Source organism: Thermoplasmatales archaeon (genome assembly GCA_026127925.1).
In the GTDB taxonomy this organism is placed as follows: domain Archaea; phylum Thermoplasmatota; class Thermoplasmata; order Thermoplasmatales; family Thermoplasmataceae; genus JAKAYB01.
Window position 1 is genome coordinate 23256 of record JAJSLM010000012.1, and the last position, 9819, is coordinate 33074.

Here is a 9819-nt window from a genome sequence, read left to right on the forward strand (position 1 = left end):
CCGATAATCGTTTTGCGGATTTATGCATACGCCTGCAAGAGACCTTACGAGGATCTATTTCTACCTCGTTGCATGAGAGTGACATTAATGCAATTTATCCAATTGAGCTTTTGCTGAGTTTACGACGTAAACATTCTTGACCGTGCCAGAATATTCGGAATTATCTAAAATTCCATGCATTGCTTTGCTGATTATGGACATAACTACATAAGAAATGGTGAACACGAATACGACGACAACCACGATTCCCAGAACTTCGATACCAAGCGTTCTGAGTGCAGCTACGCCTCCGCCAAAAATAAAACCGTTCGGGAGGACAGAATTTCCAGAGAACACGGCGTAAGTGTGCTGTGTGAAGAATGGAATCATGATGACGCCAAATATACCTCCGGTCATGTGTGATGAAAGTAGCCCAACAGGGTCGCTTAACCACTTTCTACCGGAGAAATATATGTCTGCAAATACGTATAATGGCCCACTTAGAATCCCGAGAGTAAACGCACTTAATGGACTGACGAAACCTGCAAGAGGTGTGATAACTATAAGCCCCATTATTATCCCATTTACCGCGTTAAGTACTCCTCCAGTGTCTTTCCTTAGAATATAGCTGGTTGCCAATACAGAAATCATTCCTGTAAATCCTGAAATAAGAACAACGGAAACCACTATAAGTGTGTCAAAATTGAATGCAAGTGTGTTGCCCGGATCGAAACCTACCCATCCGATTATGAGAAGAAGGATAGCTAGTGCCAAGAATCCATGATTTAGTCTGAAAGACTCCTTTGGGCTTTCCTTCAGGCCTTTCCACCTTTCTTCCTGCCATATCCTGACTAGTATTGCAAGGCCTGCTATACCTGCAGCACCATGCACAACAAGCCCTCCGGCGAAATCCCTCATACCCAACAAGTAGAGCCATCCCGTTGGATTCCAGATCCATGCCGCCGGAAGATTAAATATCAGTACAAAATATACAACTGAAAATGCTACGAAGGCGGCCATTTTTACCTTACGAAGAAGCACAACAGAAACAAGGGCTAATGTAACTGAAGCCGATGTTGCCTCAAGCATAAAATAAGATACGGCCCATAGATCGGCGCCAAAATACTTTGAAGACATTGACCACCAAACCGTGGAAAATATCGTTGCAGGAGATCCGAACGATCCCAGAAAAAAGCCCGGTTTGTAAAAAGGATTCCCGATTATTCCTCCGATCGTTGGAGCAAACGCTGTATTGAAACCTACTATGGCCATGACGATGAATGATATTCCCGTTATGAGAATAGACTTGTAGAGACTCCTCTTCATTTTTAATCCGAGTTCCCCAATTTCAAGAAAGCCTACTGCAATCGTCATTAAGAATATGAGCAGTGATGCAAAAAGAACCCAAAAGTTGTTGAGAAGGTTAACCATTTTGACTCTCAGGTATCCTTAGACTGTATTTTAAATGATGCTAAAAAAGAACAAAATTCGGCATATTGACGATGATTAGCACGTGTCATTATCATATATTCGTCATTCTGTCGACATACATTCCTTTAACATTATACAGAAGAATGCAAATTCTGGCCCAAAATTGATTTGAACACGCCTCGTTTTAATTTAATTAACTACGGAATACGAATCTCATTGTGCGTAAGAAACGGTTAATTAATATCGATACTGATTAATATTGCAAAAAAATGGTAAAATGGAGAATTTTAAGATAAAGCCACATGCATTTTGTTCAACTTAGAATTTAAAAACCCACCCTTTAAATATGATTTTAAACTCATTCTTTTATGGAAAAGGGACTTGAGATAGATTTTCAATTACAGTCGGAAAATGAGGATGTAAGAATTGTTGAAGCGCTTGCCGCCATCACAACATATGACCTGAAAGACAAGATAGAATTGGATTACAGAATTTTTCATGTAAGACTGGGAGAACACAGGTTTTACAGGATTCTTTTTGCTGGGAAAAGTGTAAACAAACTGCATCCTCATAACCTGAAGACAATAAAAGAATACTTTGATGATTTGGCCAAACATGGAGCAATCGAACTCATTAACAAATATAACAAACTTCTAAAGGAAAAAGCCACTGTACAGCGTCCTATAAAGGAAATTGAAGAGGAATACGATCTCTGGCAGGATCCGATATGGCAATATATCTGATTAGCTGATCTCTTTCTGTATTTCTCTTGTTCTTTCCAGTGATTTACTGTATCTATAATTTAAGCGGAGCAATTCGGACAAAAATTTTTCAAGGAATTAGCACGGCTCTTCCCATAATTTTGCCATTCTTTAGTTCCGTCAGAACTTCGTTTGCTTCGCTGAGTTTTCTTTCATGGATCATGGATTCAAGATTGTGCTCAGATGCCATCTTAAGAACGGCTCTGGTTTCCTTTCTCAATCCGCTTGCAACGCTTGTAATATTCTTTTCCCACATAAAGTCTCCAAACGGAACATCTATTTTATCCATTACCGCCGGGATAACTACCGTTTTCCCAGTCTTCACTGAGGATACCGCATCCTTTACCAGCGAGCTGTTTGGTGCAAAAACAATAGATCCATCATATTTGCCTTCGGGACGATCTGTTATCTCGCTGGCGCCAGCCTTCTCGGCTACTTCTCTGTGCCCTTTGGTTATTGCCACAGCATGAGCGCCAGTAGCTTCTATCATCTGTATTGCATAAAACGCAAGTCCTCCGATCCCAAATACCGCAATCCTATCTCCCATCGATGGGGCAATCCTTTTGACTGCGGAATAGGCGGTTATGCCTGCACAGAACAATGGCGCGGCTTCGGAACTCTTAACTCCGTCAGGAATTTGAGAAACATAGGCAGCATCGAGCGCTGCATATTCGGCGTAGCCACCCTTAACGTTAATACCAGATACCAGCGCATTTGGACATAAATTTTCGTGCCCTGAAATACATTGATCGCAAGTGCCGCAAGCCGAATAAAACCAGCCTATGCCGACCCTATCTCCCGGACTTAAATTACTCTTTGATTCAACGACCTCCCCCACAATCTCGTGACCTGGTATCATAGGAAACAAATCTCCAGGCAATTGAAAATCGCCCTCAATTATGTGCAGATCACTATGACATACTCCATTAGCCAGCACTTTTACGATCACTTTACCTTCCCCTATTTCAGGATATCTATAATCTGAATATTTCAACGGCTTTTTCTCTATTTTTTCTGGTTTCTCCAGTAGCATCGCTTTCATACTTTCAAATTTCACAATCTTATCTAACATTACCACTTTTTCTTCTTCTTTCTTGTGGTCAAGGATAAAATAGCCTCTTGCAATATCATAAACATGCCTACAGGAACTATTAAAATGAATACACCGCCCCCTACTCCCGTAATTGGGCCGCCACCGAAGTCCACAAAGTATGTTGGAGTAAAGCACACTATTATGGTAATGAGTGGAAAAGGAGGAGTGGGAAAATCTACGGTTTCGGTTAACCTGGCAGTTGCTCTTGCCAAAAAATTCAAGGTCGGATTAATTGATGTGGATATCAACGGACCGGACGATCCCATGCTTCTCGGCGTCTCCGGGAAAGATGTCGAAGTAAAAGGTACCCAGATTCTTCCGGTCAAGACCCCATTCGGTGTTGATGTAATATCCATGGGCTTCATGCTTCCAAGCGATGATACAGCCATAATATGGAGAGGAGCTCTCAGGCACAAAGCCATACAGCAGTTTCTGGAAGAAGTCCAGTGGGAGGGTTATGACTACATGGTGCTTGACATGCCCCCAGGAACAGGGGATGAGCCACTCTCAATATCTCAGCTCGTGCCGAAGGTTGACGGGGTCATAATTGTGGTCACACCACAGGACGTTGCTCTTCTTGATGCCAGAAAAGCCATAGATTTCTGCAAAAAGGTTGAGATGAAAGTCCTTGGTATCGTTGAAAACATGAGCGGTTTTGTTTGCCCGCACTGTGGAGAGACCACTTACATATTCAAGAAAGGGGGTGGAGAAGAAGCCGCAAAAAAATACGGTGTCCCGTTCCTTGGCAGGATACCGTTCTCAATGGAAATCGTCGAAGGTACCGACAGTGGCGTTCCGAGCGCATCACTCAATGATACCGTATCTGCTATATTCACGGATATAGCTGATAAGGTCGCCCAATACGTAGATGCCATGCCTTCACTTAAGTAGACATTATTACAAGCCTATTGTAAAAGCAGGGCATCTTACTGGACGCTACCCTCTTCGGGGGTCTTGTTTTATTTCAAATTAGACATGCCTTGCAAGGCCTAGTTAAATGCACTTACTTCTATGTTGTAGCATTACCAATTCCTTTATTTGTTAAAATGATGAGCGTAGTTGCACAGACTCTTGTAAAGGGTTGCGACGTAAAATGAATCTCATCAGTAGATAGACGATCTGGAGACCGCCTCTTCAGATGAACTTAACGCTCAGTACGTTCCCTATTAGGGACCGAGAAAAATATGCGTAGTGATGATTTAGGTCGTGAGTATGGATCTATCTTGTAACCAACAGTGCAATATCAAGCAAGAATGGGATAATAAAAAGAGATCCAATGTCGACAATAAAGAGGCAAATCAAAATAAAGGAGATGACAAAAATGATACCGCTAAAGACCAAGTTAATATGTTTATCATAAATTCGGCTTACCGGGATAATGGTCAATATCAAACCCAAAGACAAAATCATAGCCTCATCATAAATGGTGTACGGCAACGTTGTGGCAAAAGGGGTAGCGATACACGAATAAACAGTAAATACAAGTATCATAACCAGAGTAACTATGGAAAGGGTTTTTACAGGATCACGTCTTGTTGATGTTCTGTGATCTAACTGATCGATCATATCCATAATTAGCATGGAGTATTGCTATTAATATATTTTGATTCTAATCTGTAAACCAAAAACGCAAAAATAAAAATATTGCAAAGAGGGTTGTTAAACAGGATTTTTTACCCTACGTTATGATGGAATATTGACTCACCAATACTCCCACTGTGTTGAATAATACACACCAGAAACAAGACCATTGTAGTTCGAGTTAAACCAGCACACAGCGGAGGATCCAGATGTTGTCCATGATCCGCCTGGATTATAGGTTAATGTGAAATGATCCTGGAGGATTATTTTCTCGCTGTAAAGTTCCGCAGAACCACTTCCGCAACCCCCATAGAAAGTATTCTTCTGTGTAACTAGATTAATCTTTTCGTTCATGGTTATGGCAGCGGTATTAGTGCTTCCCGTTCCTGCCATCAGTATCCACATCCCGTTAGACGAGAAACCATTAGAATATGGATTATTCGCACTGGTCTGAGAATAAGAAAATGACCAAAGATAATCCTTCTCGGGTTCAGGTGTACCCTGTTCCGAATGCGTTGTGCTTTTAATTGCCATACTTCCAGATGGTAATCGAGGCGGTGTTATCCAACCACTCGTGCCGGTTGGCGAATAGCCTACCGAAGAATAGAAATAAGAGTTGTAGCTGATATGCGACCATGGGGACCATGGTTCGTTCCACCCATCAAGGTAGGAGTTATAGCTGCTTATGTAGTTTATATTCGATGTCTCGTTTTCTATGTATCCGTCATTGTTTACAATAGTACTGCTTGGAGTGTAACTTTCCCAACCCATAGTTAATATCGGTATTTTCATTTTCCCTGGCATCGAATTGACTGGTGTCATCTTGTCTCCGACAAATATACCTAGGTCATAGCGGTAAGTTCCGTTAGAATTGCTCATCCCCATTATCTCGCCAGTTGCGAATGTCCATCCTTTAAAAGATGGATTACCCTCGACACGTATTATCGGATCACAACTTTCATTAGGAACTGAAGAGAATTTATTAAAAACTGAAGACACCCTGCCAAGAAAACTTATAGTTGATTCATTTATCGGCGCTAGAGCAAAAAAGTGAGTGTTACCATTTGCAGCGATCATAGTGTTTACACCATTAGGTGGAACGCCATGCATGACAAGTACTTTGGAGTGAAATTCGTTTGCCCAGGACACTCCGAGGAGATCGGACACAGCAGAGTTATATCCTCCTGTTAGGACAAATATGAGATCCCCTCTTGCAAACAAAGAACCTATTGTGCTTACAAGATTTGTGGCCAAACTCGATGATTGTGAAACATATGGCCAGACAATGAAGATTATAGAATCGTTGCCTGTATTCTGCAGGCCCATTACAGAAGTTTGGTGAATGTCAGCGCCGGGAACTCTTAAATCTGTGAGCGTTCTCTGCATACCTGCCGGGCCAACAAGATAGAGAGGGATACCGGAAGGATATGAGATCTGAACTGGGAGAGAATCGTGCGAAGAACCTGAACTTTGATTATAATAATGTATGCTAATGAAACCAGACAGGATGATTACAACTACAAATGATATCCCAAAAAGTCTAGTCTTTTTGCTCATATTAATCAAATCAAACTCAGATATATATTTGTTGTGCAAAAAAATAGCTGCTAATGATCGGGAGAGAAAATGGCAAAGCAAATTGAACTAAAAGGTAAACCAAGAAGGAGAATGATAATCCGCTTGATAAAATGGCAGAGAATAAACGCATAAACAAAAAGTGGCTAATGCTCTTGAAGGCTACTATTTATTCTTTCGTTCCTTATAAGTTCGTTCAACCAATTCTCAAGGAGATACTTTCTTAAGTTGTTCTCGAATAATTTCGTTTATGTGGAGCCGTTGGTATGTATATGCTAGGGCAATGGATTTCTTCAGTGATACATTGTATTGAGATCTCAGATATCTTCTGAATAATTCATACGTGGCCATGTTTAGTACCGCCCAAGATATTACGACTGAAGAAGAAACATTATCATAATATAAACCAAAGTACCCCTGAGTAAACAGCATTAAAAGTAATAGGACAGGGTAGAATATATCAAGTAATAGAATAAATCTATAGTAAATTCTGTTTATCACCGTTAATTTTGCATCTGGTTCGTGATTGAAAAACTTTAATGTTTTCATATTGTAATAAAACATAGTTATGTCGGCAATGAGAAATAAAGTCAAATATTCTAAGCCTCTAGGAATTATGTCTACCACCTCTAACAGGTACACTCATTATGAATTACCAATCCAATTCTCCCAGTTCGACGGTGAACTAATATAATTGTACTGATCATTTCCAAAGACCTTCTATCATCACAGCCGCAATGACAATTACTTCCAAAACTTTTACCTTTTTATTCATGTTAAATGAAGTACATTCATATATATATCGTAGTTTGAGCAACTAGGCATTCCAATAAAAAAATGAAAACGTAAAAAATGGTCCGTTCAACCGGACTTCGAAACTTTACCTTGTACTATTGTAGCCCTTGGAATTACCAGTACCCCGAACATGTTAAAAAATAAGTTCTAGAAACAAGACAGTTGAAGGTGGAGTTTAACTTACGCAAAGCAAAAATCCGGATGTTGACAATAATCCTTCAGATTATATCTCAACGTGAAGTGATCCAATAGGACTATCTCTTAAGAAGGACCTACTATCGAAGAATCGAAGGACCTGTTATAGCACATATACGAAATTTTTCGCTATGTGCGCGGTGGAAAACAACAGAACTGCAAAATTAACTATGAAAGAAGCAAATCCATTACTGTCTCCTAGAGTACAATTACGCTCTCCTGTTTTCACTCCGTATGTTGTTCTCGCTTCTCACGGCTTACGTTATATACACATTCTCAATCGTTCAATCAGAGCTCTAGAGTTATCCGGATGTGAGTATGATGCGCCTCTATGTGGATCGTTGGGAGTCGAAAATTCACGCACCATTATGCAATAGATATCTAAATTTTCAATGTTTTCAGAAAAAATTTTATGGAATGTGATACTCAATATATTTGATACTATTTATAGAAACAACGATATCAGGAATATTTGCCAATTGTTTTGCAAATGAAATAATAGCAGATAAACGCAATAGGTGGGATGAAATATGATTAATGCCATCCTGCAGCAATACCGTCTGTAAAGCCGTCAACTATTATGTTGTGGAATATGTTTTGATAACATTACCATAAGCACACCTGATACCACTATAATAAGAAATACTTGAACTATTACAACTGTAACCATAACCTTAAAACCGTTCAAATAAAGATATACTTCTACCTCTGACAACATTACAAGGAATACAGCTAGCAGAGTGACGATGTTTATAAAATTTGAAAATCCATATCCTTCCTTCTTTCCACCTAGATAACCTAGCGAATATATAAGCCCGCCCAAGAAAACCACAATCAATAAGGCGAATAGAATAATACTTTGTATATTTAAGTCCCTAACTACAATAAGCAGAGACATAAGCATAGAAATACTCGCGAGGGCCCCTATGGTCGTATAAATTTTATTAAATTTCTTGGTACTTTTCATGTTGTTCCCTCTAGCAGGCATAATTTATGGCAATCACCTCAACAATAGGTAGTGCATTAACTGCTAAAAAGAAGAGGGCACAGGGTATACCAAAACCAATGCCCGTAAAGCATGCGACAGCGTCACTAACCAACCCGACGCCTGCAAGTCCCAAGGAAGCGAGTTCTGCTATACATGCAGCCAGACTACCGTCAACAAGGTATAAGGCAGTGATATCAACTTTTTGTCTTAGAATATGATCTGGCGTAATTTTTATAAAAGAGTTCAAAGATTGCGCAATGAGCAGGTAATAAATACCAAGTGTTGCTAATGTTTCGTTTCCGCTTACCAGATATTTCACCGAGAGTGAAGTTATACCAGACTGTATGCCTACGAGCTGCCCATATAAGTTAGAACTAAAATCTGTGATCAGTACGTCCCCCAAGTGCAAATCTTCTGTTAAATATGGCTGAAATGCGATTGCCATAATGGATAACCTTCGATCGCTGTGTTGTGGGCCCAGGTTAATTAGCACATCCGTCATTTTCAAGCCAAAGAAGGTATTATTTGCAGTATATGTCAGAGTTTGCATGGTATAGTTCCCTATTTTTCCGTAGCTATATGACAATCTCACCCCGAACTTATGGTACTCCTTAACCCCAAAAATTTGAATTAATTGATTGGATACTGACACTTGATTTACACCGTTACTGTTGTTGCTCCCTAGATTGGGGCTACTAAGATGACCCCATTTAGAAACGATGTACTCACCAATAAAATTTGTCTGCCCAACTTTTACACTTGTGAGTCCATTTCCGTTCTCAATTAAATTTGCTACAGCGTTTTGCCCAACCGGAGAAGCAGGATTTACCCCGAACATCCCACTCGAAGACACGCTAAAAGCAAATATTGCCATTCCAATGACCACGTAAAGTGCTATACGTTTAAAACCTTTATTTTTTCTACCCATATGAATCAAAATGCTTTCATATATATATATATATATATTGCGGTTTGAGCAACTAGGCAGTCAAATAATAAAAAAATAAAAACGCACAAAAGGGTTCGTTCAACCAGATTCCGTAATTTTAGCATGGATTGTAGTTTCGGCCGATTAGTGACTGTGGACTTAATGCCTCGCCGAAGCTTGGCACTTACATCCCAGTTCTATCAAACTCCTCATCTAGGAGAGGCCTGATAACGATGTCTATTTTCAGGGACGACTTCAAGCTTAGATGCTTTCAGCTTTTATTCGAGTATGACGTGGCTACCCGGCATTGCCTTGCCAGACAACCGGTAAACCAGAAGTCACGAACCCCCGTTCCTCTCGTACTAAAGGCTCCTGCCCTTCAGACATCGGACATTCCCACGGAGAAGCAACCCTACTGTCTCGCGACGTAGTGAACCCATCTCAGGATTCCTTTTAATGGGCGAACAGCCCCACCCTTGGCACCTTGTTCAGC

8 protein-coding genes and 1 rRNA gene are annotated in these 9819 nt (G+C 40.3%); 2 read left to right on the top strand and 7 right to left on the bottom strand.

Going from position 1 to position 9819, the window contains the following annotated elements; genetic code table 11:
* Positions 1–84 precede the first annotated feature (84 nt).
* The gene (locus LVQ96_08265; GenBank protein MCW6171145.1) at positions 85–1410 is read right to left on the bottom strand and encodes an ammonium transporter; all 1326 of its coding nucleotides are present in this window, start codon (positions 1408–1410) and stop codon (positions 85–87) included.
* Positions 1411–1778: 368 nt separating this feature from the next.
* Here LVQ96_08265 and LVQ96_08270 point away from each other — a divergent pair, with 368 nt between their 5' ends.
* Positions 1779–2153 carry a DUF2004 domain-containing protein gene (locus tag LVQ96_08270; GenBank protein MCW6171146.1) on the top strand — a complete coding sequence of 125 codons (375 nt, stop codon included), beginning with the start codon at positions 1779–1781 and terminating at the stop codon, positions 2151–2153.
* An 88-nt stretch (positions 2154–2241) separates the two neighbouring features.
* Here the strand turns inward: LVQ96_08270 and LVQ96_08275 are convergent, their stop codons facing one another.
* Positions 2242–3213, bottom strand: a complete 972-nt coding sequence (locus LVQ96_08275; GenBank protein MCW6171147.1) for an alcohol dehydrogenase catalytic domain-containing protein — start codon at positions 3211–3213, stop codon at positions 2242–2244.
* 93 nt (positions 3214–3306) lie between these two features.
* On the opposite strand from LVQ96_08275, the gene LVQ96_08280 reads away from it, so the two are divergent.
* On the top strand, positions 3307–4155 hold the full coding sequence (locus tag LVQ96_08280; GenBank protein MCW6171148.1) for an Mrp/NBP35 family ATP-binding protein: 849 nt from the start codon (positions 3307–3309) through the stop codon (positions 4153–4155).
* A gap of 327 nt (positions 4156–4482) precedes the next feature.
* Here LVQ96_08280 and LVQ96_08285 read toward each other — a convergent pair whose 3' ends face one another.
* The 5 genes from LVQ96_08285 to LVQ96_08305 all read right to left on the bottom strand — a co-directional run.
* Positions 4483–4836, bottom strand: a complete 354-nt coding sequence (locus tag LVQ96_08285) for a hypothetical protein (GenBank protein MCW6171149.1) — start codon at positions 4834–4836, stop codon at positions 4483–4485.
* Positions 4837–4965: 129 nt separating this feature from the next.
* Positions 4966–6402 carry a hypothetical protein gene (locus LVQ96_08290; protein ID MCW6171150.1) on the bottom strand — a complete coding sequence of 479 codons (1437 nt, stop codon included), beginning with the start codon at positions 6400–6402 and terminating at the stop codon, positions 4966–4968.
* Positions 6403–7981: 1579 nt separating this feature from the next.
* Positions 7982–8398, bottom strand: a complete 417-nt coding sequence (locus LVQ96_08295; GenBank protein MCW6171151.1) for a hypothetical protein — start codon at positions 8396–8398, stop codon at positions 7982–7984.
* Complete coding sequence (locus LVQ96_08300) at positions 8388–9326, bottom strand: hypothetical protein (GenBank protein MCW6171152.1); 939 nt, start codon at positions 9324–9326, stop codon at positions 8388–8390. Before LVQ96_08300 ends, LVQ96_08295 begins: the two co-directional genes overlap by 11 nt.
* 124 nt (positions 9327–9450) lie before the next feature.
* Positions 9451–9819 (bottom strand): 23S ribosomal RNA (locus LVQ96_08305); the annotation flags it as partial.

What these genes read in the sequence shown, in the direction of transcription:
- LVQ96_08265 (MCW6171145.1), bottom strand. Translation starts at nt 1,410, where the DNA reads ATGGTTAACCTTCTCAACAACTTTTGGGTTCTTTTTGCATCACTGCTC.
- LVQ96_08270 (MCW6171146.1), top strand. Translation starts at nt 1,779, where the DNA reads ATGGAAAAGGGACTTGAGATAGATTTTCAATTACAGTCGGAAAATGAG.
- LVQ96_08275 (MCW6171147.1), bottom strand. Translation starts at nt 3,213, where the DNA reads ATGAAAGCGATGCTACTGGAGAAACCAGAAAAAATAGAGAAAAAGCCG.
- LVQ96_08280 (MCW6171148.1), top strand. Translation starts at nt 3,307, where the DNA reads ATGCCTACAGGAACTATTAAAATGAATACACCGCCCCCTACTCCCGTA.
- LVQ96_08285 (MCW6171149.1), bottom strand. Translation starts at nt 4,836, where the DNA reads ATGGATATGATCGATCAGTTAGATCACAGAACATCAACAAGACGTGAT.
- LVQ96_08290 (MCW6171150.1), bottom strand. Translation starts at nt 6,402, where the DNA reads ATGAGCAAAAAGACTAGACTTTTTGGGATATCATTTGTAGTTGTAATC.
- LVQ96_08295 (MCW6171151.1), bottom strand. Translation starts at nt 8,398, where the DNA reads ATGCCTGCTAGAGGGAACAACATGAAAAGTACCAAGAAATTTAATAAA.
- LVQ96_08300 (MCW6171152.1), bottom strand. Translation starts at nt 9,326, where the DNA reads ATGGGTAGAAAAAATAAAGGTTTTAAACGTATAGCACTTTACGTGGTC.